The organism is Caballeronia calidae, from assembly GCF_900044055.2.
Taxonomy (GTDB): domain Bacteria; phylum Pseudomonadota; class Gammaproteobacteria; order Burkholderiales; family Burkholderiaceae; genus Caballeronia; species Caballeronia calidae.
The window spans coordinates 50,944-77,140 of the sequence record NZ_FCOX02000040.1; the positions used below are offsets into that span (position 1 = coordinate 50,944).

General features: G+C 59.7%; 24 protein-coding genes. 9 read left to right on the forward strand and 15 right to left on the reverse strand.

The window, feature by feature from the left end:
* Nucleotides 1-129 precede the first annotated feature (129 nt).
* From AWB78_RS28745 to AWB78_RS28755, 3 genes are all read left to right on the forward strand, one after another.
* The gene (locus AWB78_RS28745) at nucleotides 130-1,755 is read left to right on the forward strand and encodes an AAA family ATPase (RefSeq protein WP_062609662.1); all 1,626 of its coding nucleotides are present in this window, start codon (nucleotides 130-132) and stop codon (nucleotides 1,753-1,755) included.
* Between the two features lie 2 nt (nucleotides 1,756-1,757).
* Nucleotides 1,758-2,603 carry an HNH endonuclease gene (locus tag AWB78_RS43935; RefSeq protein WP_074173558.1) on the forward strand — a complete coding sequence of 282 codons (846 nt, stop codon included), beginning with the start codon at nucleotides 1,758-1,760 and terminating at the stop codon, nucleotides 2,601-2,603.
* Between the two features lie 92 nt (nucleotides 2,604-2,695).
* On the forward strand, nucleotides 2,696-3,748 hold the full coding sequence (locus tag AWB78_RS28755; protein ID WP_062609666.1) for a DUF6602 domain-containing protein: 1,053 nt from the start codon (nucleotides 2,696-2,698) through the stop codon (nucleotides 3,746-3,748).
* A 313-nt stretch (nucleotides 3,749-4,061) separates the two neighbouring features.
* Here the strand turns inward: AWB78_RS28755 and AWB78_RS28760 are convergent, their stop codons facing one another.
* Nucleotides 4,062-4,274 (reverse strand): TrbG/VirB9 family P-type conjugative transfer protein, encoded by a 213-nt coding sequence (locus AWB78_RS28760; RefSeq protein ID WP_062609668.1) that lies wholly within the window; start codon nucleotides 4,272-4,274, stop codon nucleotides 4,062-4,064.
* Nucleotides 4,275-6,570: 2,296 nt separating this feature from the next.
* Between AWB78_RS28760 and AWB78_RS45380 the strand changes: the two genes are divergently transcribed.
* From AWB78_RS45380 to AWB78_RS28775, 3 genes are all read left to right on the forward strand, one after another.
* A complete protein-coding gene (locus AWB78_RS45380) occupies nucleotides 6,571-6,681 on the forward strand; it encodes an SEC-C metal-binding domain-containing protein (RefSeq protein WP_374729493.1) in 111 nt (36 codons plus the stop codon).
* A gap of 523 nt (nucleotides 6,682-7,204) precedes the next feature.
* Nucleotides 7,205-7,423, forward strand: coding sequence for a hypothetical protein (locus tag AWB78_RS28770; protein ID WP_062609670.1), 219 nt, complete (start codon nucleotides 7,205-7,207; stop codon nucleotides 7,421-7,423).
* Nucleotides 7,424-7,584: 161 nt separating this feature from the next.
* A complete protein-coding gene (locus AWB78_RS28775; RefSeq protein ID WP_062609673.1) occupies nucleotides 7,585-8,592 on the forward strand; it encodes a hypothetical protein in 1,008 nt (335 codons plus the stop codon).
* Nucleotides 8,593-9,138: 546 nt separating this feature from the next.
* Here AWB78_RS28775 and AWB78_RS28780 read toward each other — a convergent pair.
* The 6 genes from AWB78_RS28780 to AWB78_RS28810 form a co-directional block, all read right to left on the reverse strand.
* A complete protein-coding gene (locus tag AWB78_RS28780; RefSeq protein ID WP_062609675.1) occupies nucleotides 9,139-12,225 on the reverse strand; it encodes a DEAD/DEAH box helicase in 3,087 nt (1,028 codons plus the stop codon).
* Nucleotides 12,226-12,227: 2 nt separating this feature from the next.
* On the reverse strand, nucleotides 12,228-12,692 hold the full coding sequence (locus tag AWB78_RS28785; RefSeq protein WP_198399369.1) for a hypothetical protein: 465 nt from the start codon (nucleotides 12,690-12,692) through the stop codon (nucleotides 12,228-12,230).
* An 11-nt stretch (nucleotides 12,693-12,703) separates the two neighbouring features.
* Nucleotides 12,704-13,234 carry a hypothetical protein gene (locus AWB78_RS28790; protein ID WP_062609680.1) on the reverse strand — a complete coding sequence of 177 codons (531 nt, stop codon included), beginning with the start codon at nucleotides 13,232-13,234 and terminating at the stop codon, nucleotides 12,704-12,706.
* On the reverse strand, nucleotides 13,231-14,790 hold the full coding sequence (locus tag AWB78_RS28795; RefSeq protein ID WP_062609682.1) for a hypothetical protein: 1,560 nt from the start codon (nucleotides 14,788-14,790) through the stop codon (nucleotides 13,231-13,233). Before AWB78_RS28795 ends, AWB78_RS28790 begins: the two co-directional genes overlap by 4 nt.
* 961 nt (nucleotides 14,791-15,751) lie before the next feature.
* Nucleotides 15,752-16,642, reverse strand: coding sequence for a hypothetical protein (locus tag AWB78_RS28805; RefSeq protein ID WP_063959036.1), 891 nt, complete (start codon nucleotides 16,640-16,642; stop codon nucleotides 15,752-15,754).
* Between the two features lie 147 nt (nucleotides 16,643-16,789).
* Nucleotides 16,790-17,233 carry an SET domain-containing protein gene (locus AWB78_RS28810; protein WP_062609691.1) on the reverse strand — a complete coding sequence of 148 codons (444 nt, stop codon included), beginning with the start codon at nucleotides 17,231-17,233 and terminating at the stop codon, nucleotides 16,790-16,792.
* A gap of 88 nt (nucleotides 17,234-17,321) precedes the next feature.
* Between AWB78_RS28810 and AWB78_RS28815 the strand changes: the two genes are divergently transcribed.
* Nucleotides 17,322-17,525, forward strand: coding sequence for a hypothetical protein (locus AWB78_RS28815; protein ID WP_062609694.1), 204 nt, complete (start codon nucleotides 17,322-17,324; stop codon nucleotides 17,523-17,525).
* An 80-nt stretch (nucleotides 17,526-17,605) separates the two neighbouring features.
* Here AWB78_RS28815 and AWB78_RS28820 read toward each other — a convergent pair whose 3' ends face one another.
* The 3 genes from AWB78_RS28820 to AWB78_RS28830 form a co-directional block, all read right to left on the reverse strand.
* On the reverse strand, nucleotides 17,606-17,884 hold the full coding sequence (locus tag AWB78_RS28820) for an HU family DNA-binding protein (RefSeq protein ID WP_062609696.1): 279 nt from the start codon (nucleotides 17,882-17,884) through the stop codon (nucleotides 17,606-17,608).
* A 73-nt stretch (nucleotides 17,885-17,957) separates the two neighbouring features.
* The gene (locus AWB78_RS28825) at nucleotides 17,958-18,233 is read right to left on the reverse strand and encodes a YlcI/YnfO family protein (protein ID WP_062609697.1); all 276 of its coding nucleotides are present in this window, start codon (nucleotides 18,231-18,233) and stop codon (nucleotides 17,958-17,960) included.
* A gap of 86 nt (nucleotides 18,234-18,319) precedes the next feature.
* Entirely contained in the window at nucleotides 18,320-19,336 is a 1,017-nt protein-coding gene (locus AWB78_RS28830; RefSeq protein WP_062609699.1) for a DNA-binding protein, read from the reverse strand.
* Between the two features lie 132 nt (nucleotides 19,337-19,468).
* Between AWB78_RS28830 and AWB78_RS28835 the strand changes: the two genes are divergently transcribed.
* Together AWB78_RS28835 and AWB78_RS28840 are read left to right on the forward strand one after the other, a co-directional pair.
* Nucleotides 19,469-20,698 carry a tyrosine-type recombinase/integrase gene (locus tag AWB78_RS28835; RefSeq protein ID WP_374729494.1) on the forward strand — a complete coding sequence of 410 codons (1,230 nt, stop codon included), beginning with the start codon at nucleotides 19,469-19,471 and terminating at the stop codon, nucleotides 20,696-20,698.
* A gap of 81 nt (nucleotides 20,699-20,779) precedes the next feature.
* Nucleotides 20,780-21,049: a DUF1488 family protein gene (locus AWB78_RS28840; RefSeq protein ID WP_062609702.1), complete on the forward strand. Its 270-nt coding sequence runs from the start codon at nucleotides 20,780-20,782 to the stop codon at nucleotides 21,047-21,049.
* A gap of 210 nt (nucleotides 21,050-21,259) precedes the next feature.
* On the opposite strand, the gene badI is transcribed toward AWB78_RS28840, so the two are convergent.
* The 5 genes from badI to AWB78_RS28865 all read right to left on the reverse strand — a co-directional run.
* Nucleotides 21,260-22,063 carry a 2-ketocyclohexanecarboxyl-CoA hydrolase gene (gene badI / locus AWB78_RS28845; protein ID WP_062609704.1) on the reverse strand — a complete coding sequence of 268 codons (804 nt, stop codon included), beginning with the start codon at nucleotides 22,061-22,063 and terminating at the stop codon, nucleotides 21,260-21,262.
* A 21-nt stretch (nucleotides 22,064-22,084) separates the two neighbouring features.
* Nucleotides 22,085-22,840: an SDR family NAD(P)-dependent oxidoreductase gene (locus AWB78_RS28850; RefSeq protein ID WP_062609706.1), complete on the reverse strand. Its 756-nt coding sequence runs from the start codon at nucleotides 22,838-22,840 to the stop codon at nucleotides 22,085-22,087.
* A gap of 34 nt (nucleotides 22,841-22,874) precedes the next feature.
* Nucleotides 22,875-24,275: a GntP family permease gene (locus AWB78_RS28855; RefSeq protein ID WP_062609708.1), complete on the reverse strand. Its 1,401-nt coding sequence runs from the start codon at nucleotides 24,273-24,275 to the stop codon at nucleotides 22,875-22,877.
* 79 nt (nucleotides 24,276-24,354) lie between these two features.
* Nucleotides 24,355-25,233, reverse strand: a complete 879-nt coding sequence (locus tag AWB78_RS28860) for an NAD(P)-dependent oxidoreductase (RefSeq protein ID WP_062609710.1) — start codon at nucleotides 25,231-25,233, stop codon at nucleotides 24,355-24,357.
* A gap of 528 nt (nucleotides 25,234-25,761) precedes the next feature.
* Nucleotides 25,762-26,197: transposase (locus tag AWB78_RS28865; protein WP_157697436.1), on the reverse strand; the 436-nt coding region annotated here is incomplete at its 5' end.

Consider the following 26,197-nt stretch of genomic DNA (forward strand, 5'->3'; position numbering starts at 1 on the left):
CTCCAATAGTCTGCCCTAGGGGCTGCGTTTCGCCGAGCGATATTCATGTTCCGCGGAGGAATGATAGACTCTCGCCAACGCAGAAGGACACCCTGATGCAGTGCGCGCGCTTCTTGGAGACCCTATCGCGTGAGACTCTTTTCCGAAACTCCAGCGACCACGCAGCAGGGGCCGATTGTTGTTCTTAGCAAGGACGGCTGGAATGACTGGTACACGTGGTACACCGTCTACAACGTCCAGCTCATCGGGAAAGAGGGCAAATCCACCTTCCTCGGCAAGGTCAAAATTGGCCAAAAAGGGATGACAGTCGCGGCGGCATCGACGGCGATCCCGAACGACGTCACGAAGCTAGACGACTCTTACTTTTCTCTCGGGCAAGACGAGAACTATTACGAGACGCTTATCTCGCTCGGCGACGACATGCGCAGCGCGTATCTCAGCGCCATGCGTGACTGTGCGTACACCCTCGACATCTTCGATGCGAATCTTACCGAGACGGTGATGCGAGAGTCGTTGCTTCGCTATGTCGACGCCTCGAGAGTGCGGGAACGCTTTCATCGACTCGCGACCGGCCGACCCATTCTGACGGCATTCAGTTTTCAATATCACTTCCCGCCAGATCCGAAGGCAATCACTGCAACACCTGTCCTGTCCTTCACAGTCACTCCGGATTCTCTTCCAGCCACGAACATTCACGTGTTGATCGGTCGGAATGGCGTTGGGAAATCACGCTGCTTCGATCTGTTAGCACGCTCTTTTCTCGGCATGTCGAACGACAGTCCTTATGGAGTCGGGACCCTCGCCAACACCGCTGAACCGGTTGCTCCTGGCTCCGCAGTCAATACAGACCCGGGTTTTGCAGGCCTTGTCACTGTTTCATTCAGCGCTTTCGACTCTAAAGGCCCATTGACGGGTATCACCAATGCGGCAAAGCGATACGCGTACATCGGGTTGGTTTCCTACGAATCTCTCGACTCGAAACCGCAACTCGACGTAAATGGGCAGGCGCAAGGCACCGATGCAAAGGTGGAACTGACACCGAGACTGAAAGGCTTGCCGGAACTTTCCAAGGAATTCGCGAGAAGCGTACTCGCGTGCCAAGAAGGAATACGTCGACAACGCTGGAAAAAGGCGCTTAAAACGCTTGAAACGGACCCCCTTTTCGCTGAGGCGAATGTCTCTGCGCTTGCCGACCACGAGGATTCTCAGCCTCACGAACTCGAGGCTCGCGCAAGTAAGTTATATCGATTTTTGAGTTCTGGCCACGCCATAGTGCTCCTGACGATCACGCGGCTAGTGGAGCTTGTCGAAGAAAAGTCATTAGTATTGGTCGACGAGCCGGAAAGTCATCTCCATCCACCGCTGCTTTCGGCGTTCGTACGGACCCTGTCAGATCTATTGATCGATCGAAACGGCGTTGCGATCATCGCGACGCACTCACCGGTCGTCCTTCAAGAGGTGCCACGGTCCTGCGTGTGGAAACTTACGCGCGTCGGACGCGAGGCGTCAGCCTCGCGTCCTGAGATCGAGACCTTCGGAGAAAACGTGGGTGTACTAACCCGCGAAGTATTTACCCTTGAAGTAACGCAGACAGGCTTCCATCGTCTAATTACGGAAAAGTCACAGAGCGCCAGCTACGAGTCAATCATGGCTGAGTTTGGCGGGCAACTGGGGGCTGAGGGGCGGGCGCTTGCCCGCGCGCTCAGTCTGCTACCACCGGTTGTTCCTTCGCTCGACGACGCAGACGACGACTGATCATGCGAAAACTCGCCTTGCCCACGCTAGCCCCGACTAGCGTGCTGTCAGCCTGTATCTCAGGCGTCGCCGATAAGCCATTAGCAGCTCGCCTAAATGTCATTCAGAACACGTTGCTTGCGACTGCGACAAACTACGATCAACATGCTAAAGCGAAAGCGCTTCACCTAATCCCGCGTGTTGCAGGGGTCGGAGCAGTTACAAAAGACGAATTGCAGAAGCTTTATTCGGAGCAAATGAGCGCGACGAAGGGGGCAGCACGCGCCTACTACGACGCGCTCCGCAGTGCCGCACCAAATCAGAAATGTCCGCTCTGTGGGATTGGCACAGTTACTGTTTTGGACCACCATTTACCGAAGTCAAAGTATCCAGACCTGGCCGTCTGCCCATTCAATCTCGTGCCGGCCTGCGACTTTTGCAATAACGCCAAGAGAGCAAAGTTTCCGAGAAACGTCGAGCAGCAAACAATACATCCGTACTACGATGATTTCACTCAGGAGCAGTGGATCTATGCAAAGCTCGACACAGCTAGCGCTCCTGTTTTGGTGTTCTTCGTAAAGACTCCTGCTAACTGGTCTGACGATGATCGATATCGCGCGCAGCGTCATTTTGACGTTGTCAAACTTGGACATAGTTTTACGGTGAACGCGAATGATGATTTGGTTACGCTGCGGGACCATTTAACTACAGTTTCTGGCAGCAAAGGTCCAGCGGGAGTCCAAGCCTATCTGAACGACGAACGCGACCGCTACGCCGGACGGGCTAACAGCTGGCAACACGTAACGTATCAGACGCTTGCGAGCAGCTCTTGGTTTGTCAATGGCGGCTATCTCAATATCCCGCGATAAGCGCGCGAATAGCATTTGTGCCGCGAGCGATCGTCGCGGCAACTCTCCGGCTGAATTACAGTACGCAATTCGCTTCTCGGCCTCACATAGTCATGGCAGACAAAAACCAATACCAAGCTTTCCTACGTGCAAAAGTCGTCGGAGCGATAGCCGAGGCTCGGGCCGCGAAGTCGCTGAAGCATCAAGGTGTGAAGGGTACGGTTCTTGAGATTCTAATCGCGAAACTATTTCGCCCTCTGCTGCCGAGCGATATCGGAATAGGCAGCGGACAGGTAATCGATCAAATGGGCGGCAACATGTCCACACAAATCGATATTGTTCTCTATGATAAGTCAATCTTACCTCCAGCTCTGTACGATGAAAGCACTGGAATCTTTCCCATTGAGGCAGTGTTGTATGCGATCGAAGTCAAGACCACGCTAACAGCGAAGGATTTGGCGGTCGCACATGACAGCGCAGCAGCTCTCGGGTCGTTCGGCTATCTGCCGGGCTTAGAAAATTCCGACGGCACCCCTCAGCATCACACGATACAGAGAGTCAGAAACGTCGTCTTTGCTCTAACCTCAGATCTGTCAGGAAAGGCTCTAAAGGAATGCCAACGTTACGAGAAAATCTATAAACGTAAGAAGCAGTCGCCTGCGTTGGCAGCGCTTTGCGTCGTAGGTCGAGAGTATTCCTGGGATCAAGGCGAGCACTGGATAGTTTATCCAGGCACGGAGAATTTCGACGAGGTCTTATCGTTCATCGGTGGAGTGACCAACAGCTACAAAGACATTGCACGTAGCCGACATTACCCAAAGCTTGGAAACTATCTCATCCCTTCCTCATCATCTCTCAGTCTCGGACCGAGGACTAGCCCACTCAATAGGGTCGTTGTGACATGTACAACATGCGGCAGGACCGCGAGATTTCGGCCGAAGTTGACTTCAGACAGCCTAACCGTTAAGGGCTTTATATCAACCGACACACCTTGCTCCCGATGTGGCGGCGAGATGATATCTGAATCAGGTGAATACAAGTTTATCAGTGGAGAGTTGATCAACGGAGACCCATTCGAGTTGAAGGATCGGGATACCGCTCCCGAGCCAGATCTACGAATTTCGACTCTCGCGGGCGTCCCCGGTCGTCAGGGAACATCGAAATGAGACTACATGAAAGTCGTCGCCGCTTAAGGTCAAGGAGACAACGGTATTCGCGGGCCGAACGGGCGCTTGGTGAGGCGACGTTCGAACGCGCAAATAACGGGAGGAGCGAATGAAGCTTCATGGGCGCGCTTTGTCTCACGCCGAATGATGGCGCCTCAGCCTTTGCGGACGTTCGACGGTCAACAGCCGTTCGGCCGCTACATGTCTCCTTGCCGTCGTTGGCGACGCGGCACAGTTCGATGTCGGCTATCCATTCCAGCCGATCGCACGCTTGGGCATCCAAGCGCATCTAACAGAGTATTGCGGCCACCGCTCAGAACGATTGCGACAAGCCGCCCATCTTGCTCCGGCTTTCGCTGGAGTTCTTCCGACCGAGCTGGTGGTCTCGGAAATAGGTGTCGCTGCCATCGTTGAAGGCGAGCGCCGGACATTCGAGCACATTGCCCGTGATCTGATAGTCGAAGTCGAGCGGGTCGGGACTGAGCACGGCTGCCTCGTAGACAAGCGCGACAAGGATCGTGCTCAATGAGTTCGCGACGACTCAAGGAGCTTGCCCGCGCTAGTGCCGAGGTTCCTAAAGAGATCAAGCCATTCACACAAAGCGCACCTCGCCAGTGAAGGATAATTTGGTGCTGTTCATCCTCCATGTTGCTGGCCCAGTCGTTCCAGTTGAAGCCTTCTTCGAACGGTGTAGTACCTCCTATTAGGCCTTTGTAGTACCTAGAAAGGAGGAGACTAACAAGGTGCGCTGCGGTATTCTATTCACATGAAGAATACAATCCGCCCAGAACACGAAGTCTTTGCTGACCTGGTTGCGCTATGTTTGCGCCCCGGGTATGTGCACGCCTTGGCTTACCTCTGCTTCCGCGACAACGTCATCCTGAGCCGGGGGCCTGTGAAGGAAGCAGACTTGGCGAAGATGTCGTCACCTAAAACACTCATCCGGACCGAAATTAACACTCTGCAAGGCCTGATGCTCAAGGGTGAAATCGGCTGGGAGTTGCCCGGCCAGCATGTGATCCAAGACTACATCAACCAATCAGACCGGCTACTCGCAGAGATCCACGAGTGTCTTTCGGGCGAGTTTTTCGCGGGAATTACGCCGGAAGCGATGATAAGCGGGTCTTTCAACCCCTTCTCGTCTGGCAAGGTCCTACGGGAGCCAATCTTCTACAGCGGGGACAGCGCGTACAGCTTTCAATACCGCGTTCTAGCAAGAAGAAAATACGCCGCAGATGCGGAATGGCTTCGAGAAAACAAAGGCATTACCGCTGACCAGGCCGCGCTTGTTGCCGTGACTATCGAGAAAGTTCTCGCGGACAATTCTGAATCGTTCCGACAACGCATGCGCGGTGAGCACCCAGACAACTGGACAATACTCCCCCTCTTCACGTTCACAGCAGAACAGGTAGCGGCCCGCTCCGGCCTCGACGTTGACGCGGTGGAACGTGTGCTGTGTGCATTTGCGCTATCGTCCGCCGAGCGGAACCAGGCATTCAACTCGCTGCACGACTTCAATATAGCGACCGCCACTCCCTTATTGCGAACGCCAGCAGGTGAGTTTGTTTCGTTGCAGTCCCAAGCTATCGCGGAAGCCGTCTACGAAGCCCCGTTCTACTGGATGTGCGGAGACAAGGCGTACGCCCCGACACTGACCAAGAATAGAGGCCAGTTCACTGAGACGTTCGTTGCGGACCGACTTGCGCTTGTCTTCGGCCAAGAGAACGTCTACTTGAACGTTGACATATTTGCGACCAAAGCAGCGAAGGTATCCGACATCGACGTATTAGTCGTCTGGGGTGACCGTGTGCTCGTCGTCCAAGCCAAGTCTAAGCGGCTAACGCTCGAGGCGAGAAAGGGAAACGACCGGGTCATTAAGGACGATTTCAAGAAAGCCGTACAGGCCGCGTACGACCAGGCGGTTTCGTGTGCGAAGTGCGTACTCGACACCGGCTACCGGATCGCGACAGCCGATGGTCAAGAAGTCGAACTGCCGGAGAACGTAGCCGAGCTATATGTTTTGTGCGTAGTTAGCGACCACTACCCAGCGCTGAGTTTCCAGGCGAAGCAGTTTCTGGAGACGCAGAAGCTTGACCGCGTGCAACCCCCCCTTCTGCTGGACGTGTTTGCCCTTGACGCCATGACTGAAATGCTGCAGACGCCTCTGCAGTTTCTCAGCTACGTTAATCGTCGCGCCAAGTTTGACGAGCAACTTCTGGCCTCGCAAGAATTAGCGATTCTCGGTTATCACTTGAAGCAAAATCTATGGGTCGAATCCGGCACGTCGATTATGCACATTGGCGACGATTTCACAGCAGGCCTTGATGTTGCCATGCTGGTTCGTCGAACAGGCGTGCAAGGTGCAGAAACGCCGGATGGCGTACTTACTCGCTTCAAAAAAACAGCGCTCGGGCGACTCGTACGGCAGATCGAAAGCCGTCCCGAGCCAGTAACAATCGATTTGGGATTCCATCTCTTGTCACTAAGCGAAGATGCGGTGATGCAGATGAGTCGAATCTTGGATGGACTGGCAGCACGAACCAGGTCCGATGGAAAGGTGCACGATGCGACGTTTCCGCTATCTGCAGAGGTAGGGATCACATTCCACTGCACTGATGAGCCAACAGCCGCCGCTGCGGCTCGTCTCGAAGAACACTGCAGACGCCGCAAGTACCGCGAGAAAGCAAAAACCTGGATCGGTCTATGCCTCGATTCGCGAGGCCCGGATCTCCGATTTGCGGTCTCTGTGCAGGGGGAATGGCACTTCGACGAGGCACTCGAGGCCTCGACACGAGGGATGGCTGCCCTTGCGTCGATCAGCCATGCGACACAGCGGATACTTACCAAAACGGCGCGACAGTTCGAAAGTCGGTCGAAACGACCCGTGCCCTTGCGGTAGCGGCAAGAAACTTAAAAAGTGCTGTCTTGTCTGAACTCGCGCCGGGACTCGGACGAAGCAAGAGAAACGCCCGCCCCAAAGGGCCTCCTCTTTCTCAAGAGGGCCCTGTTTCTGAAGATACCCCCGGTCCCCTCGGGGAGGCCCCGTTTCAGAAAAGCCCCCCTCTTTCGTCGGGCGCAGGGGGTCAAGGGGGCGTCTCGATTCGATTTTGAAATTTTGTAGGGACGCGCTCCACTCGCAATTTCTCAACAAGAGGGCGAAGCGGCACGACCGGCGCTACTCGCGCTATTCCTGAGGGTTTTGATTCTTCTTTGCCATTGCAACTTCTGCAGCATCCAAGACTTCTTCAATCGCGCTGACATGCCACACTCGTCCCAGATCAGACTCTCCATTTACCCTCCCAGAATAGATGCCAAGAAACTCCCATGCCGCAACTCCAGGCTGAACCGATGTCGTAACTCTATTGTTTTCGAGTTTGGTCGCGCCATTCGTGCGAAATGCGATAACTGGGGAACCTGACTGACTGGATTTCGCAACGCCTCGAACATCAGCTTCGCATGCTCGACCGCAGGCTGGTCTTGGAGCAGAGCGAGATCTTCAGCCTGGATATGCTCCTCAACAATGCGCGCGAGAAGAAGCATGAACGCATGCGCGAAGGTGTGTCGAGCAGACGAAACATGCCGGAGGTCTATAACAACCTGCACGGGCATTTCAGCGATCGACCTCCGACCACGTCGATGAACGCATACGAGCGACGCTTCCTCCGAGCAGCATAAGGCATAAGGCTAAGGCATAAGGCCAGAGCGGACCTCCGCTCTGGCCTATATGACCCACTCTGCCTATACTTGCTCGGCGTGCGCCGTGTCAATCGTCTAATGGTCGGGAGGTCAAAATGGTCGAAGGACATGCAACTCGTAGATTCGATGGATTCATTGGCATGGAATCGTGGGAACGACGAGAGCAGACAGTGCCAGAAGCGCTTAAATACTTCTACGACGTCCGACCCTTCGCCCACATGCTCGAAGACCGGAGGATTTCAACGTTCGTTGAAGGCATGATCGCCGACGGGAATGCCCCTCCTACCGCCTATAACTATGGAACCATGTGTCTGCTCGCCGTCTACCTTCCAGACCGAGTCCTGGAAGTGCTTGATCCGGATCACGTGCCTGAGGACAATTGGTGGGATTGGAGTAACAGTCGGGAGGAGGCTCGCTTAAAAATTCTTGATGCTCGCATGGATCGGGATGCAATCTGGCAAGTCTTGACGGAATTCTGCATGCAGCATAGAGCCGATTTCATCGAGCGAGACATATCCGAGCTCCGATCCGCGATCGACAAGATGTTGACGGATCCCCAGTATCTCTCAGTAGCCACCGCGATCCTGAAAACTAATCACCGAGAGCGACTTGAGAATGCGCGTCTGCGTGGAAGGGAAGACGTCAGAATAGGAATTCCTTCAATCGACGCAGCTGATATACCAGGCGAAATGTTTAACACGCGGTCGCGGGACGCGATCTCTCTCGACTTATACCAAAAAGCGGTGAGGTACGCCGATTACGCCGACGCTCGTGTCCAGGAAGAGTTCTCCAAGCTTTCCTTCCAAGGCGTACTCGCGACACGAGGAACGAGCGGGTTGATCATCACCGTCGCTGCTTGCTTAGGCATCTTTATCCTTCTTGCATTCGAAGTAATTCCATCTGCATTTGCCGCGGATTCGTCATCGGCAGTTGGCTCGAAAACTCCATTCGTACCACCCCTCGGTCTGCCATTATCGGTCTGGGTCGTCATGGTGGCCGGCTTCTACCTTCTACTTGTCGTCATGGTCGTCGTTTCGATTCACGCAGGCTATTTCGCGGAAAAGAAAAATATCAAAGCCGCTGCTTTCGCCGACGGTTTTGGTAAGTTAGCTCTAGGAATCTTCTTGGGGAAAATCTCCGGCATCTAACTCCGGGCATAAGTGCCAGAGCGGAGCGATCCGCTATGGCCTCTGTGACGTTTGACGTTATCGGTCGAAGATGAGTCCGCTCGCGCCGCGCGGCGTCCTCCGCCGATCGAGCCGAATCGCCTCGCGGACCGTTGTGACACTGAGCAGGCACCGCGCCCTCGGCGCGCGATACCGCGCTCTCGAACCGTCTCGACTGCGCGCGACCATGACATCGCGCCAAACGACGCGTTGAGTCGATTGCGATCGCTCCACTAGCCGGCGCGCTGATTGGGGTATTCGTCCTTTTGATGCGAAATCTGGCGGTAGCAGAGTGCCGAGCCGCCTGCAGTAAAGCTTTGCGATTACCCTTGTTGCTACAGTTTTAGTCCTTTGCAAGTCGTTGATCATGCTGGCACTTTAGTTTCGGGCCGCCAGATTTCGCACCAAAAGGACGATGACCCCGAACTGCACTTTAAACATCAAGCCTTTGATGATGGAGATTACGTGAGCGCCCTCCGCGCGGGCCATGCGGCCGCTCAAACCATCGCTCCCCGCAACACGAAAATGCTATGGCACGACGCGCCGCGCCAGGTCGCGTTTAAAACTGGCGCGCTCCTCGAGACGTACGAGATCGAGCGTATTTAATTTCGTACCGAGATCGATCAGAGCGCGAATCGGGCCTTTGCCTCGTGGCGCGAGGCATTCGAGATGACCGAAGATCATGACCGCTTCGCGCGCGCGCGAAAGCGCGACGTTGAGCCGATGGCGATCCAACAGAAATTCGACTCGTCCGCGATGGCGCGTCATCAGCAGGATCACGACATCGGCTTCGCCGCCTTGCACGGCATCGACCGTCGTCACATCGACCCCGAAGGTGTATTTATCCGCCTGCACTTGTTCCGCGACCGCGCGACGCTGAGCCTCGTACGGGCAAATGACGAGCACGCGCCGCACGGTGTCCGCGTTGCGGATGCTTAGCCGCTCGAGGAGCGCAAATAGAGCACGACGCTCCGTGGCGTTCTCCTGCGAGCGTTCGCTCTCCTGGCTTCGATATGCGCGGACCGCAGAAAAGTCGACAAAGACGTTTCGCCGCGACGACAATGACCAGTTACCTTCTCGGCGGCTCGACTCCAGCTGGCCCTCGTAAAATAGGTCGCTCACCAACGCGCCGATATCCTCGTGCATGCGATGCTGTATCGTCAGCATGCCCTTGTGACTCTTCGGCAGTTGCTCGAAGAGATCCTGGAAGACATTGCGCTTGAGCAATTCCTCGACTTCGGACATCGGCAAGCGATAGCCGATCGAATTGTCCAGTGCTTGGGTCGTGACGGTCGGCGGGAGCTGGTTGTGATCGCCCACCATGACGACCCTGCGCGCCACCGCGGCCGGAATCAACAACTCGGCTCCGAACGCCTTGCCCGCTTCATCGATGATGGCGATGTCGAACGTCCGCCCTTCCAGTCCGAAATCACGTCGCGTCATGCCCGTGCAAGTCGCGGCATGTATGAAGCGCGATTTCATGAGCCATCGCGTGGCCGCCGCGCGGCCTTGCTTCGACTTGAGCGTGCGCGCCCAGCGTTGCTCGGCGGGGCCGGGCTCGACGCCCGAGCAATTCGCCGGGTCGAGCGATGCGAGGATCCGCTCGTGCCAGATCGGCTCCATGCCGCTGCCCGCGATGCGTTCCTCGCTTGCATACCGCACGGCGAATTCACTGAGCCGTCCGTCGGCCATGAGCAGATCGCCGAGCAGCTTGTTCACGGCGACATGCGTGGGCGCCGCGATCAGCACCGTAGGCCAGGTGTTTTCCTTCCCCGCGGGAAATAGCGAGCGGAGCCACTTCACGAGCGTGGTGGTTTTCCCGGTGCCAGGCGGGCCCCACACCGCGACGACGTCGGCGTCGGATCGCAACAGACGGTCGATCTCATCGCGTCCGAAGTTGCCGTTCTCGACAATATCGCCCGGCAGGCCGAGCAGGCTTTCGTGCACACGAGACGATGCGAAGCGGCCCGCGATGGCGCGCTCCAGCGACTTCGCGAGCGTCTGCTGCTGCGACCCCTCGCCGGCGAGCGTGAGATGGTTGATGTCGAACGGGGCGATGTCCCGCGCGCTGGCTTCTTCGGGTGCGGCGAGTTCGAGCCGGCAGACGCCCGCACGCCTGTCGATCCACGTGCCTCGTTTCACGACCCATTCACTGTGCGGACCGATCGCGCGCAAGCGCTGAACGGGTCCACGCAGGGCGTCGTCCAGCCAAGCGGGCACGGTGTCTTCCGTCACCGCGCCCACGACGATCCGCCCGACGCGCTCGGTCTTGCCCACCAGGAATCGAACGCTGCCGTTGACGCGCAAATGCTCTTGCTGATCCTGATAGATCAACGAGAGCTTGCGCAGACGCAAAGCAGCGCGACGCTGCGAAAGGTGCAGCTTCTGCGCTTCGAGTTCGCCGTGCAGCGCCGTCACGAACGGCTCGAACAGCGACCGGTCAGCGGCCTGTTCATCTTCGCTGCCGGGCGCGAGCACGCTGAGTTCCAACTTGATCCTGAGCGCGAGAGCGGGCTGCGGATCGTCTCGCGTGACGCGTTCGAGTACGAACGCTTGTTGCGTCGCATCGGGGAAGGCGTGCAGCGTGACCCGGCCCATCGTGAAGCCGAGCCCTCCCGACGCTGTGACATGGACGCGCCACGGCGTATTTGCGAGCTCAGGCGCGAAAATGTCGTCGCACGCCTCGACGAGCTCATGCAGGCGCTCCTCGCTCGCGGATAACAGCAGCGGCGACCAGTACTTCTGACTGCCGTCCACGCGGGGATGCTTGCGCACGCGCAAGGGACGCTCAGCGCCCGCGCGCAGGACGTCAGCGAAGGTCCAGATCTCCGGGAAAACTTCGACCTCGGACTCCAGGTTGAACTCATCGCCGCGCTTGGGCAGCAGCAACGGGACGCCTTCAAAGTCCAGGTGCACACCTTCAGCTCCGCGCCCCATGACTTTCGCGCACAGCGGCGTCGCGCCATCGTCAAGGTTGGATTCCCACAGCGCGGCGCTCACGGTCGATATCGTGGCCGTGCGCCTGACGTGATCCACGGCGGTGATCGCCGCGCGTCCATCGAGCACCCGGGTCCAGTCCTTCACCGTGAGGCGGTAACCGTGCAACGCGGGCGGCGGCGTTGGTGTATCGAACTGGACGATGCCGCCCAGCCGGGGGAAATCGTTGGGCAAGTGAAGCGCGGACACTGCGGGAACATCGCCATCGACATCGCGAAGCAATGCCGCGAGATGCTCTCGAAAGTCCCTCAGGTACCCGCGCTCCGCGTCGATCCGGCTCGTTGCGATATCGAGTTCCAGGAAGACGCGCCGGAACGTGGCACTCTCCCGGCTTCCGAAGCGTTTCTTCTGCACGGCCTTGGCGTTCGAGACACAAGCGCTCAGATCGGTCGCGATGCGGTCGCGCATCGTCAGCTCCAGTTCGGCCAGCGCGTTGAGGCGCTGCAGATACGGCGCGAACAGCTTGCGCCGTGCCGCCGCGTCTGCCGCGCGGATGCGCGCGAGTTCCGCTTCCAGCGCCGAGATCTCGGCCCGGACCTGCTCGGTCTGACGACCGTTCCACCAACTGACGACCGACGCCGTCAAGGTGACGCCGGCTGTGAGCAGAAGAAAGATCATCGCTATGCCTTCAGCTTGACGATCTGTTCCGAAAGCGTCAGCAGATATTGGCGTTGCCTGGCCCTCTCTTCCGGCGCGATATCGGGGGCCGACGCTTCTTTCATGACTTCGTCGAACAACCGCAGGAGAGCGTCACGCGTCTTGTTCAGCGAATCCAGTTGTTTGTTCGCCAGGTCACTGTTCTTCGTGACGGCGGACAGCTCGATTCTCGCTTTCTCGACTTCGGCCTCCGACTGTTTCACGCGGCTCGCCCATTCGACGCGCGTCTTCTCAAGCCGCTTGTGCTCGGCAAACACGTCGATCAGTGCCTTGACTGCGGACAGACCCTCGGTCAAAGCGCCGAGCCTGGCCGATTCGATCTTCGCATGCGCGTCGATACCCGCTTTCCTCAGGCGCAGCATCTCGGTCTGCAAGGCTTCGGAAGGGGCTTCGCCGTTCGCCGGAAGCACGCCGGCGGGCAGTTTCAACTTGTTGTATGTCAACGTTGTTCTCCAGTTTGTCGGCACTCGACATCGTCTTGGTAAATGGCAATGGCGTGACGGAACTGCTGATTCGCGGCATCCAGTTCGTCGAGTTTTCGGTCGAACGCTTCGATATCGGGCAAATCGGCCGAACGGATCGCGTTCAGTTCGCTCCACGCCGTCGACACTGCGGCGGAGCACGTGAGCACCAACTCGCCAATACGCTTCTGCACTTCGATCCGCGAGTCGAGTTCGGCTCGCGCGTTGTCGATTTGCGTTTTCAGCGCTTCGCGTTCGAGCCGGAGTCGCTCTGCTTCGTGCGGAATCAACTCGCGCAGCCCGTCGCGATGCGCCTGCGCTTCGCGCAGCGTCAGATAAGACTGGACCGCTTCGGCTACGCTGGCTGCGGCTTCGATGACCATCAGGACCGGGTTCGCTTTCGCCGCGGCGCGGCTCAGCCCCTTTTTGAGACCGTATCTGGTCGCCATGCGGCCGGCCGTCGCCATGAAGGTCAACGCATGACGCGGCGGATGAAATGGCTTGCTCATGTTTTTACCCGGCACCAGCGGCGTTCATATCGGGACGGGGGACGCGGCTTCGTGCCCAGACCGTCCGGCGAAAAGGCGGGCATCTCAGGAAAATCCGCCCCCTTCATTTCGCGAATGACGGCTTGCGACTCGGCGCGCGGCGTCCAGTACAGCCCGGTCACGGGATCGAAGTAGTAATCGGCGGCGGGCGTATCGGCTTGCGTGGACGGAATTCGGACACGTACCACGAGCAGATCCTTGCATCGATCACTGAGATCGACAGGCCGGAACGGCGCTTCGCCGAGTGCGTCGAATGCGAACCATAGGCCTGCCAGCACCCAGTGCTCCGGCACGCGCAGATAAACGACCTTGCGTGGATGCAGTCCGTCCTTGCGAACGAAGACCCGCACGCGGCTGTCTTGCAGCAGGCTCGACACGATAGCCCGATTGTCTGCATCAGCGACGAGATTGACCAACGGTTCGGGAACCGCCTCGTCGGTCGCGGCCATGAACATGTCTTCGACCTTGGTGTGCGCGGGCGGTCGTGGCCACGCGTGCGGATACTCGCCGTGTCGATCAGACTGATCGGCGGCGACAAATTGACTGTGCTGCGGCGCCGCGCTGGCGAAGAGGCCGCGCAGGCGCGCTTCGTTCAATTGCCGGGTCGACTCGATGACGTCGATGAGGCTCTTACCTTTGCGCGTCGGCGCACCCTCGCGTGCGAGCGCCTCGTCTTCGAGCGCCTGCAGAATGCCCTGCAGAGCCAGCCCGTTGAAACCGGTGACACGCGCAATCTCCTCGGGTCGAGCGCCAAGCGCAAGCTCGGTGAGCACGTGCATGACGACCGTGTCGCAGATGCGGGGCTTGCGGGCCTCGGCCCAAAGCCTGAATGGCACAGCGCTGAATGGCATCTCCACCAAGGGCGATTCGGGTCGGGCGACACACGCCTTGATGCTGACGATCAGCCGCGCCTTGCGCGCCGCCTTGATGTTCAGCCAATTGTCGGGCGCCTCGATGCGCAGAACTCGCGCACTGAGTTCTTCTCCAAACCGCACGCATCGTGAGGGATGGTCGATCCACGACCACGACAGTTCGTGCAGAGGCGCTTTGGCGGGCACGCCGTCGCAGTCCAGGACGACCTCCTTGTCCTGTATGTCCACGACCCGGCAGGCATGATCGGATCCCGGTTCGAATTCACGGAGGCGCGCGCGAACTTCGGCCTCTCTGACGGCCGACAAACTGGCGATCCATTCGCCCGGTTTCCTGCTGCTCGGTTCCTTCAGCACGAAGCGAACGTAGCTTCCCTCGCTCACGAATTCCGTTGCACGCTCGACGAAGACATCCGCGAGCTCGCTCAGAAACACCGTCGCGACGACCTCGCCGCTTCGCACCTTTACGAACTTGTCGTCCACGTAGTCGACGACGCCAGAGCAAACGACGCCCGCCTCGATTGTGCGTGCCGGCTCTTTCGTGCGCGCGGTGCGCTGCCATGCCGACGAGCCAGACGAAGACGTCTGCGCCGTCCGTGTTCCGCTTCCCAAACCCAGAAAATCAAACAGGCTTTCCCACAGTCCCATCGATCCTTTTTCCTTCGGCTAGCCGGCGAATACGTATCATTCTTTCCATCAACGGCAAATTCGCGCCAGACTTAAGCATCTTTTTCATTCTCTGAAGGAAAAGCATGCGATCTTGCTCGGAGCCAGATTTTCAATCCTTGCGACGTGCGTTGCGAACTGGAACATTCCGAGTTGGAACGCTCCCGATATCGACGCCGGCCAGACTGCCGGAGCTTTGTCCTCCTTCACGGCGCAAGAGCCGTAGAGTTTGGCCAGCACGAGTTTGGCATCGAGAACCACCTTACGATCCAGAACGTACACGAAAATCTGACGTGGCGGCGCGAGGACACACTGATACTGGCGTGCAAACATTTCTCGCGAGGCTGGAGTCCCAAGCGTGAATTTTCCCCGTACGTTGAGCGCATGAGGCCCATCTGGGTGTCCACGGTTGGACAGGAATGGGACCCGCCGGGGACGTTCGAGCCCGTTCTTCCCGCCTCCTCGGCCTTTTCGGGGTGGTCGTCCCTATCGCGCAGGGAATGGCGGTTAGCTCGGGAAAGCGGCGAAAGATCAAGGGTTTGCGATTGCTCTAGTTACGCGAAATCCCGAGAGCGTCAAAGCCGTCCTGTAGGCGACTCAGCACCCTCGAACCGCCATCCTTCCCCATGGACAGTACGTATACCCCTCTAGGCCTTCGACATCCACGGACGACCGCATTGGAACCTTTGACACCACCGCATGGACTACGAGGCTTCGCGCACCTGATCGAGTCGTTGACGCAGAAGCATCAGGATCCTGCCGGCGGCCACGCCGTACCGAATTCAAGTGATTCGCTTGGTACGAAGCATCCTCTGGCCTCGCAAGTGCTCGAGCAGGCAGAGCAACGCGACCGGCAACATCGCTGCGCGTGTTTGTGTTTCCGTCCGACAGAAAATCTCCAGCGGCAACGCGGAAGTAAAGCCGGTGACGCGAACCGACGCGGTCATCGATGCTGCACTTTCCGTGTTGCCATGTAGGCGTCAAGCAGGCCCGTATGCAGTCGGCTGAGTTCTTCGCGCAAGGTCACCAATTCATGTTGGTCGCCTTCATGTTCGCGACGCAAAATCTCCCCGAGCAACGCCGTGGCACGCGACGCCGGCAAATCTCGCTGCACGCGCGCCTCGCCCAGCCGGCTTGCGAGCGCTGGTTTGACGACTAGTAGCCAAGCTGGGAACCATGCGTAATCCTCGACTTCGCCTGTGCCGGAAAAATCAGCATCGAAGCGCCGACGCAGCGCATCCAGGGAAGCGTCCCGAAGCCCAGCAACCAATGCGGCGAACTGTGAGGGTGCCAGCCACGCCAACTCTGCAAACAGTGGCCACGCCGCATCGAGGCCGGCCGCTCGACAGCGCGCTTCGGTCATCCAGGCGAGGGGGGACGGGATGCGCCACCACGATTCGATCGTGTTGACGGCGTCAGTGGCCGCCGCCCAGCCTCCTGCGCGAAGCCATAGCGGCGCGGCGTGACTTTCGGTGTGGATCGAGCGAAACGCCAGCGGTGCAGCGCGCTCGGCGAGGGAGCGCCAGCAAGATGTCGACCACGCATGAAGGTCCTGTGCGGGCAACACCTGTTGGGCCGCAGGCATCACCTCATCCTCGAGGTGTCGACGTACTGAGGCCAGTTCCGCGTGGTCGGTCAGCGGAAGGCTTGACTCGTTCTCGAGTTCGCAAACAAGCACCGCCATCGCAGGCAGCGCACTGTCGCCAGGGTATTCATCGGCGAGATGCGTCAGCGAGGCTCGCGCTTCCACCGCATCGCGACGGTGCAATTGCTCCACGACGTCATTGCGCAGTACCACGTCGCGGCTGTCGGCAAATATATCGAGTTGTTGCATGCTTTGCTGCATCGTCGTTGCGCTCAGGAGTGTCGTCGATGAAGAGCGATCAGGCCAATTCATTTCAACGCGTCGAGGAAGCGCTCGCCGGTGACGACGGTCCTTTCATGAATCACCTGGTACCGGGTGTGCCTCACAACAAGTAGCCTACGGACGCGCATCCAGCATCGTGCCTCGACAGCGGCGAGCGCCGCATCGACATGCGTACAGGCGCTTGAGCGCCGCCGTTCGGCGCCCTTCGACATCAAGCGCGTAGTCGATGAAGATCTCTGCGCCCTCCTCGATCTTGCGCGTCGCGCGGATGAAGATCCGGTCGCCCTCCTGCTCGGCTTCACAGTTGGGCGCGCAACTATGGTTGATCCACCGCGCGGAGTTGCCGCCTCGCGCGCCATCGATCATGCGTCCGTCGTCGAGGTTGAAGAAGAAGGTGTGTCCGTCTTCAGCGGCGGACCGCTCATATCGGCGCTGTGCTTCTTTCGCCGAGATGATTTCGCCTTTGTATTCGAGGATCGGGTCACCCACGGAAATCGTTGTAGCGGCGAAGACACCACGACCATGAATCGGCGAATTGCGGACTGCGATGCGGCGCATGGTTCAAACTCTGGCGTGAAGGAGACAAAAATCTGCGCTTGTGTACCGGCAGGCATAATCCCATCATCGCACGTCAGCCTGTCACGAAATGTCTGCTCCGCCTCGTCGCACAAAACTCAAACGCAAGCCCGCACGCGGCACCCTGGTGCGCTATGAAGACCGGATCGCGGAAGTCCTGGGGGAAGCGCGCGGGCAACGCGTCATGATTCGCTCCATTCACCCGGACGGACAGGAGCGCCGCACCGCGGTGAAATGGGTGAACCTCTTACCGCTCGAGACTCAGCTTTTCTGACCCAGCGTGACGTCTCCAACGGACGACGACGGCCAGCTGGACGCCCGCAACCGTCGCGCGTCACCCGGCTGTCGCTGCGCTCACGCCTGGTTGACGGCGTCTTTGAAGCTCTTTCCGGCAGTGAACTTCACCGTCTTGGCTGCTGCGATCTCAATCGTCTCACCGGTCTGCGGATTCCGACCGGTCCGCGCGGCGCGTTCGCCGGTCCCGAACGATCCAAAGCCAATCAGCTGAACGGTGTCGCCCGCAGCCACCGTCTTCGAAATCGTCTCAAACACTGCATTGATCGCCTCTTCCGCGGCGGTCTTGCTCGTCCCCGACTGCGACGCAACCGCGTCGATCAATTCCTGCTTGTTCATTGGCGTCTCATCCTCTCTATTGAAAACGAACACGATCTTACCGAACCGCTACGAACACACAGAACCACCGCTGCTACGAGGCGGCATCGGTCGCATCGAGGTCGAAGAGATCCGAGGTCGTGCTGTGTGCTGCGAGCAACTCGGGAAAATCACCCTTGCGAACCTTGGCCAGCGTGTCTGGCGACAGCCAGGTCTCTTCCATCGCTGCTATGCCTTCTTCGATCATCCGCTGCAGAAAGAACGATTGCTTGCGCCCCGTGGCCTCGGCCAGCACACGCAACCGCTGTTCGATAACAGGGTCGATGCGCACCGCCACGACCCTTAACTTGTTCTCTGCTGATCTTCTCACCTGTTCACTCCTTTTGACCGTCGGCGCAACTGCGGCACCCACCGCCCGTGGATTGCGCCGCTTGCCGGCGCCACCCCGGTCATTATCTAGGTGCGAGCTTTCGCTCTCGTCGTTTTGCCAACGGTCGCCTTTCGGGCTGTTCGCCTGACTGGCGGACTGGGTTCTGCCGGTGGCACGCGGCGCGCCGGGGGGCGTGTCGTTCCGCGCGGCAACTTCAACTGCGCTTGAAGTGACTTGTGGGCCGCTTCGAGCGCGGCGAGCTTGCCTTGCAGCACCCCGGTTTGATGGCGGGCATCGCCCTGCTGCTCCTGCAGCGCCTCGACGGTGCGACGATGTTCAGCCTCTCGCTTGTCGGCGCGTTTGCCTGCCTCGGCCAATTCCTTCTGAGCCTTGGCCACCGCGCTGCGTTCCCGATCGATCTCCAACAACGCGCGCTTTTCCGACGCGCGTAAGCGCTCCTCGGCACGGCTGGCCGTCTCCCGAAGTTTTTCGAGATCGCGCGAGAAGGTGTGACGGACCTTCTCCAGTTCTCGCTCGCGCGCGACCGCCTCTTCACCCAGACGCTTGATCTCCGCCTCAAGCGCCTTGCGCGTGGCGGCCTCCTCGGCCTGCTGCCGCTCCAGTTCGCGGATCTCGACCTGCGCCGCCAGCAACGCCGCGGTGCGCTGCTCGAGCGCCGTTTCGGTCCGCCCGAGCTCGTCGCGCGCTGCCACCAGTTTCTGTTCGGACTCGGCGCGCTGCGCTTCGACTTCGTCGCGCAGTGCGGTCAGCTCGGCGTGCGCGAACGTCGTCGCCCGCGTCCAGAGCGTCGCGATCAACTCGCCCGCTGCCTCGCTCAGATCCGTCGGCAAGTCGGGATGTTCGATGCGAACGCGGCTCTTTTCGCGCAACTCCGCCCAGAACTCGCTCAACACCGACGCCGGGGTGCTCATGGTGCCGCGGCGTACCAGGTTGTAGAGGCGGTTCGCGGTCGGCGCGACGCCGAAGCGGAAGAACAGCAATCCGCAGACCTCGCGATAGAGCTCGCGCGTCTTGGGAAATTCGACCTTGAGGCGCTCGATGTCGGCCGCGAGGCGGACTTCGTCGGAGAGAACGTCGGACATGGGCGCAAAGGAGCAGAGAACCCCAACATAATACAACGTATTTCGTACCAAATCTAACGAGACCAGGGCGCCTATTTGACATTAATCCTATAATGTCGATTATGATCGCCGAAATGGCGAAATCTGAATGAGGTGTTCTTGAAGCGCGCCCTGCCCCCGTCCGCCCCAACCGCGCTGCAGCCTGCACCGCTGGAAACGCTCGTGATTCCGTCCGAGTTGGATGGCAGCGCAGGGCTGAACCGGGCTGTGACGGGTCGCGCGCAGATCGCCGCGGACAACGATCTCAATGCGATCCGCGCGTGGCTCTCGCGCTTCGTCGATACGAAGACCACCTTCGAGAACTATCGCAAGGAAGCAGAGCGGCTCCTGCTCTGGTCCGTCGTCATGCTCGGCAAACCGCTCTCCTCGCTGACGCACGAGGACTGCCTGCGCTATCAGCAGTTCCTGGCCGATCCGCAACCGGCCGCGACGTGGGTCGCCGGCGGTGGCCGCAAACACGCGCGCAGCGATGCGCGCTGGCGTCCGTTCTATGGCCCCCTGTCGCCCGCCAGTCAACGTCAGGCCGTGGTAATCCTGAATGCGCTGTTCTCGTGGCTGGTCCAGGCCGGCTATCTGGCGGGCAATCCTCTCTCGCTTTCACGACAGCGCGCCAAACACGCGGCGCCACGCATCACCCGTTATCTGGAGCCGAGCATCTGGCAGGAGGTCAAGGACACAATTGCTGCCATGCCGCGGGACACCGATCGAGCAACGGCCCATGCGGTCCGGGTACGATGGCTTTTCACCCTACTCTATCTGGGTGGACTGCGCATCGCGGAGGTCGGCGCCAACACGATGGGCCAGTTCTTCGTCCGGCGCGATGCGGATGGCGCAGTTCGATGGTGGCTGACCGTGCATGGCAAAGGGGGCAAGGAACGGCTGGTGCCGGCCACCCAGGAAATGATGACGGAACTCTCGCGGTACCGACAGCACCTCGGGCTGAGTGCGCTGCCCTCGCCGAATGAGGATACGCCGCTGGTCCTGCCAATTGGCGCGACGGCAGCGAACGGTGGCACGCAGACGTGTGCGCCTTTGACCCGCGCCGCGCTGCATGCGATCGTCAAGGATGTTTTTGCCAAGGCCGCCGCTCGACTTCGTGAGCGCGATGAAGCGTCGGCGGCTCGTGCCGACCTGCTGGAAAAAGCCTCGGCTCACTGGCTCCGGCACAGCGCGGGTTCGCATATGGCCGATCGACAGGTCGATTTGCGCATGGTCCGCGATACCCTTGGACATGCATCGCTGACAACCACGAGCTTATACCTGCACATCGACGACGACCGACGCCATCAAGAGACGGACGAAAAGCACCGCATCGACTGGTAGCTTAAGTCTAGTGCTTCTCAAACCAGGGGCACATCAACTCCTGTGTTTCCAGCTTTAACCTCAATAACAGCAGAATTGATCATGAAAGTGCTTGTCCCGGAACCTCGGATCTCGGCCGATCGACGCTTCGTCGCGTTTGATTTGATATGGAAAGGCGAGACCGTGTCTTGCACCGTCTTGCGTATCGCTCTTGAGGCGTATTTCTGGCTTCCGCCTAACGCCAACGAAGCGCGGATGCTCAAGGTTTTCAACGATGGATTTAGCCGAATCCATGGAGTTGCGCAACGAAAACTGAGGGCACATCCATCGGCCACCATTGAACTCAACATCGCGGACTTTGACAAGCGGTAGAAACGTTAACACCTTTCGTCGATCCTCCGTCCCCCTTGCAAACACTGGGTTGGCGGAGCTATTAGTGAGCATTGGAGGGGTAGACGATTAGTTGCGTTCGAGGTCTACTCAACACTTCCCATGAATGCAGTCGGTCCGCTAAACAGTCGGAGCCTGAATTGCCTCGGCTCGCGTGCCAATGGAATAGTTGCCGATAACGATGGAGAGAGATCAGTTCGCGTCTGGCCGCCTCACCAACACATCGCGAAACTTCGGCTTACGCTTCTCGAGAAACGCCCGCACGCCTTCCTTCGACTCATCAGTGTCGTAGTACATCGCGAGCGCCTGCATGCCTTGCCCCGCGATGCCGCGGATCGAATCGCTGTCCGCATTGAACGAGCGCTTGGCGATGGCAAGCGCCGTCGGGCTCATGGCAACGATTTCCTGACACCACCGCTCGACCTCGGCGTCCAACTGCTCGTGCGCCACGACCGCATTGACGAGCCCCATGTTCAGGGCTTCGACCGCGGTGTATCGACGGCAGAGAAACCAGATCTCCCTCGCGCGCTTCTCGCCAACCACACGGGCAAGCAGCGCAGTCCCGAATCCCGGATCGACGGAACCGACCTTGGGACCGACCTGACCGAGTTGCGCCGTGTCGGACGCGATCGCCAGATCACAGCACGTGACCAGCACATTGCCGCCGCCGATCGCAAAGCCGTTCACACGCGCGATGACGGGCTTCGGGCAATCGCGGATCGCACCCTGCAATTCTTCAACCGGTAGGCCGATCACGCCGCGTCCATCGTAGCCGCCATCGTGCGCCGACTGGTCGCCGCCGGTGCAGAACGCCTTGTCACCGGCGCCGGTCAGCACGACCACGCCGACCGCCTTGTCCCACGACGCCGCATTGATAGCGTGGATGAGTTCATCGCAGGTCCGGCCGCGAAACGCGTTGTACTTTTCAGGGCGGTTGATGGTGATGCGCGCGACGCCGTCTCGCAAGTCGTAGAGGATGTCAGTGTATTCGTTCATCGTGATGTCTATTGAGTGAAATCAGGAAATGATCAGCCCGCCATCGACGGGAAGAATGTGGCCCGTGGTCGAGCGCGATTCGTCGGATGCGAGAAACAGCGCCGTCGATGCCACGTCTTCCGGCGCAATCATCCCGAAGAGCTGGTTCCGCGCCGAGATACCCGTCACGCCATCCACTTTCATCATCGCGACCACTCGGTCGGTCGACGTGGCCCCGGGCGCGATCGCGTTGACGCGCACGCGGTCCTTCGCGAACTCGACCGCCATCGAACGCGTGAGCGCGCTCACCGCGCCCTTGGCGGCGGTGTACGCGTCCTTGCCATGCGTGCCGAGGAACGCAAATATCGAGCTCATGTTGATGACCGAGCCGCCGCCGCTCCTGATGATTTCGGGAATACCATGACGGCAGCAGAGCCACGTGCCGTAGAGATCGATCCTAATACGTGCCCAGAATTCGTCCTCGGGCGCTTCGGTCACGGCGGCATCGCGCGCGGAAGAGCCGCCCGCGTTGTTGTGCAGGATGTGCAGGCCACCGAACGTGCGCACAACCTCGCCGACCGCCGACGCGACCTGCTCCGCATCGGTGACATCGGCTTCGATGAAAAGGGCACGCGCGCCCGCAGCTTCGATGCGCTGCGCGGTCTCGCGTCCCTGTTGAACATCGCGATCGATGAACCCGACGCGTGCGCCTTCGCGCGCGAAGGCCAGCGCCGTGGCGCGGCCGATGCCCGCCGCACCGCCGGTGATAAGGGCTACTTTTCCATCGAGTCGGGGCATGTCGAGTCTCCCTGATTGCGTTGATTGAAAGCCGTCAGACGAGGCGCGTCGTGTAGTACACGACGATCACGAAAAACACGGCCAGTGTCTTGATCAGCGTGACGGCGAAGATGTCGCGATAGGACTGCCGGTGCGTGAGTCCAGTCACGGCCAGCGACGTGATGACCGCGCCGTTGTGAGGCAGCGTGTCCATGCCGCCGCTTGCCATTGCGACCACGCGATGCAGCACTTCCATCGGGATGTGCCCGGCCTGCGCGTTCTTAATCAGCTGATCGGATATCGCAGCGAGCGCGATGCTCATTCCGCCCGACGCCGAGCCCGTGATGCCCGCCAGCGTGCTGACCGACACCGCCGCATTCACGAGCGGATTCGGGATGACCTTGAGCGCATCGCTGATCACGACGAAACCCGGCAGCGCCGCGATCACGCCGCCGAAACCGTATTCCGATGCGGTATTCATCGCGGCCAGCAACGCGCCAGCCGCCGCGGTCCTCGAGCCATCCGCGAAACCGGCTGCCACGCGGCGAAACGCCGTGACGATCACGAGCGTTATACCGAGCAGCAGCGCTGCCTCGACCGCCCAGATCGCCGTGACCGTCTTGATCGGCGTCGTAAGCGGGGCGTGCACGCCAGGCAGGAGCTCCGGCGGCACGGTGTAGGAAGCGCCGTACCAGAGCGGAATCCACTTCGTGAAGACGAAGTTCGCCACACCGACGAGCACGAGCGGAAGGATCGCCAGCATCGGATTCGGCAGCGCACTGGTGTCGGCCCGTTCAGGTTCGTTGACGAGCACGCTGCCGTAACCCTCGCCCTTGGCCATCGCGCTGCGGCGGCGCCATTCGAGATACGCGAGCCCGATCGCGACCATGAACACGGAGCCGCCCACACCGAGCCACGGCGCGGCCCAGCCGGTCGTCTTGAAGAACGTCGTCGGGATGATGTTCTGGATCTGCGGCGTGCCCGGAAGCGAGTCCATCGTGAACGAGAAGGAACCGAGCGCAATGGCGCCGGGCATCAGCCGCTTGGGGATATCGCTCTGCCGGTAGAGCTCCGCCGCGAACGGATACACCGCGAACACGACGACGAACACAGACACGCCTCCGTACGTGAGCAACGCGCAAACCGCGACGATCACAACGTTGGCGCGCGAACACCCGATATGGCGAATCGCAGCCGCCACGATGGACGCGGCGAAGCCCGACATCCCGATCACTTTGCCGAACAGTGCGCCGAGCAGAAAAACCGGGAAATAGAGCTTCACGAAGCCGACCATCTTCTCCATGAAAATGCCGGAGAACACCGGCGCTACGGAGGCGGGCTCGGTGAGCAGCACGGCCGCGAGCGCGGCGATCGGCGCGAACAGAATCACGCTGTAACCGCGATAGGCGGCGAACATCAAAAATGCCAGTGCTGCCACGACGATAAACAAGCTCATACATTCGTCTCCAATCCTAAATATTTATTATTTATTTGCTGCCGGCGCCACCTACGCCTTGCCGGTCACCGCATGTGCCTTAGCGAACGCCTCCGTGACGCATCCATTGATCCATTGCCGATCTGCCGTGTGCGTCGACATAACGTGAGACTTCATCGAGAAGACCGAGATCGAGCTTGCCCGACGCGGCCATATCCCTGGCGAGATGCAGATCCTTGCTCACGACCTTCACCAGTGCGCCGAACGCTTGCTCGGATCGCGCCCACGCGCCGTATTGACGACGGGCTTCCGCAGCATCGACAGTGAGGAAGTTTCGTCCCGTGCTGACATTGACGATCGGCGCGATCTGCTCGAACTTCACGCCGTGTCGCTCGGCGAGATCGATGGCTTCGGCGGTCAGGAACATGGTCGCGATACAGAGCATGTTGTTCACCACCTTGACCACTTCGGCCGATCCCAGCTCGCCGCATCGAAACAGGTTCTGCCCCATCGCGTGCATGACCGGCATGACGGCGTCGATGTCCGGGGACGCGCCGCCCAGCATGATCGTCAGCGTGCCGTCTTCCGCCTTGACGATGCCGCCGCTGATCGGCGCATCGATCAGACGCGCGCCAGCCGCGCTCAACTGAGGCGCGATGGCTTGCAACGTACCCGGCAAGGTCGTGCTCATCACGCAGACGACCGGCGCACGGCCTTCGTCGACGCCATGCACGAGGCCGTCGGCGCCGATCGTCACGTCGTTGATCTGCGCATCGTTGCCGACCAGGACGACGATGACATCGGCCGCTCCGCAGTCTCGTGCCGACATCGTGACGCGTGCGCCTTGCGCCTCGAACGACGCGAGCACCGCCGGATTGCGGTCGCAAACTGTGAGTTCGAATCCTGCTTGCATAACGCGACGGGCCATCGGCGCGCCCATGCTTCCGACGCCGATGAATGCAACAGTTCTGATTTCCATGAATTCGGTTCCTCGATGGGGCGAGATGTATCTCGTGTCACCGAGGACAGAAATCTCGCTGATTAATTTGCAGTTGAGAGCGCCTGATGTGCCTCGGTTCAAGCGAATTATCCGCGTCGGACGCGACTAGAGAAACGCAATGCGCGCAAGGTGGGTGTGCATTTATGCACGAGTACATCTCGTGATCGGGGGTTGTCGATACCTGATGCGTCGCGCCTGAACCCAGGAGATTGTGCATTTCCGCACGCCAAGCTTGCGCGGATGCCGGTTGCCACGCGCTCGTCAACGAAGCCAGAATCTCGAAAAAAATCCCGCAAGAAATGCGAACCACGTTGGACCGGTGCATCGCGTCCAGAGACGATCTCATCAGACAGAGAGCTAGGAATCCGCGCGGCAGACAGAATTTGAGCTGCCGGTACTGACGCCACATCGTGCGGGCGTCAACGCCGATTGCGGTTTGGCCCGCCATTGCGCGCAAAAGTGGCTTTCCCGGCGGCGAAATCAGGGCAATGTTGTCCCCTTCGGGACTTACGCAGGCGTCATTTTCGACATTCTGCGTAGGTTCAGCGCCGCGCAGACGAGTTTCCATTCGGCCTGTGCCTTGGCCAGTCCACGCATGCTGAATTGTCGAAATCCGAGAACGCTCTTTACCCAGGCATTCGGCGGTTCGGACAGCCATTTGCGCTTTCGATAGGCCGCCTGAGTTTGCGCACAAGTAAACTTGTCGGCCATCGCGGCGCATAGCGGGCGCTTCCGGGCATCGACCTTCACCTCTTTCTTGCCCTCGCGTCCGGGCGCCACGATCAACTCGGCGGGGTGCTCGCGCAATTGTTCGAACGTCGCCTCCGAGCGGTAGCCCGCATCGGCAAGGACTTGCTTGGGGGCGGCCCCGGCGTCGCGCGCTACCGCCGCCAGAACGATCGGCAATTGGCCGCTGTCGGCAGCACAGTTACCCAGTTCGGCC

Bases quoted from the DNA above. Each gene is read 5' to 3' on its own strand.
- AWB78_RS43935 (WP_074173558.1), top strand. From the start codon at position 1,758: ATGCGAAAACTCGCCTTGCCCACGCTAGCCCCGACTAGCGTGCTGTCA.
- AWB78_RS28755 (WP_062609666.1), top strand. From the start codon at position 2,696: ATGGCAGACAAAAACCAATACCAAGCTTTCCTACGTGCAAAAGTCGTC.
- AWB78_RS45380 (WP_374729493.1), top strand. From the start codon at position 6,571: ATGCGACACAGCGGATACTTACCAAAACGGCGCGACAGTTCGAAAGTC.
- AWB78_RS28770 (WP_062609670.1), top strand. From the start codon at position 7,205: ATGCTCGACCGCAGGCTGGTCTTGGAGCAGAGCGAGATCTTCAGCCTG.
- AWB78_RS28775 (WP_062609673.1), top strand. From the start codon at position 7,585: ATGGAATCGTGGGAACGACGAGAGCAGACAGTGCCAGAAGCGCTTAAA.
- AWB78_RS28780 (WP_062609675.1), bottom strand. From the start codon at position 12,225: ATGATCTTTCTTCTGCTCACAGCCGGCGTCACCTTGACGGCGTCGGTC.
- AWB78_RS28790 (WP_062609680.1), bottom strand. From the start codon at position 13,234: ATGAGCAAGCCATTTCATCCGCCGCGTCATGCGTTGACCTTCATGGCG.
- AWB78_RS28795 (WP_062609682.1), bottom strand. From the start codon at position 14,790: ATGGGACTGTGGGAAAGCCTGTTTGATTTTCTGGGTTTGGGAAGCGGA.
- AWB78_RS28805 (WP_063959036.1), bottom strand. From the start codon at position 16,642: ATGCAACAACTCGATATATTTGCCGACAGCCGCGACGTGGTACTGCGC.
- AWB78_RS28810 (WP_062609691.1), bottom strand. From the start codon at position 17,233: ATGCGCCGCATCGCAGTCCGCAATTCGCCGATTCATGGTCGTGGTGTC.
- AWB78_RS28815 (WP_062609694.1), top strand. From the start codon at position 17,322: ATGTCTGCTCCGCCTCGTCGCACAAAACTCAAACGCAAGCCCGCACGC.
- AWB78_RS28820 (WP_062609696.1), bottom strand. From the start codon at position 17,884: ATGAACAAGCAGGAATTGATCGACGCGGTTGCGTCGCAGTCGGGGACG.
- AWB78_RS28830 (WP_062609699.1), bottom strand. From the start codon at position 19,336: ATGTCCGACGTTCTCTCCGACGAAGTCCGCCTCGCGGCCGACATCGAG.
- AWB78_RS28840 (WP_062609702.1), top strand. From the start codon at position 20,780: ATGAAAGTGCTTGTCCCGGAACCTCGGATCTCGGCCGATCGACGCTTC.
- badI (WP_062609704.1), bottom strand. From the start codon at position 22,063: ATGAACGAATACACTGACATCCTCTACGACTTGCGAGACGGCGTCGCG.
- AWB78_RS28850 (WP_062609706.1), bottom strand. From the start codon at position 22,840: ATGCCCCGACTCGATGGAAAAGTAGCCCTTATCACCGGCGGTGCGGCG.
- AWB78_RS28855 (WP_062609708.1), bottom strand. From the start codon at position 24,275: ATGAGCTTGTTTATCGTCGTGGCAGCACTGGCATTTTTGATGTTCGCC.
- AWB78_RS28860 (WP_062609710.1), bottom strand. From the start codon at position 25,233: ATGGAAATCAGAACTGTTGCATTCATCGGCGTCGGAAGCATGGGCGCG.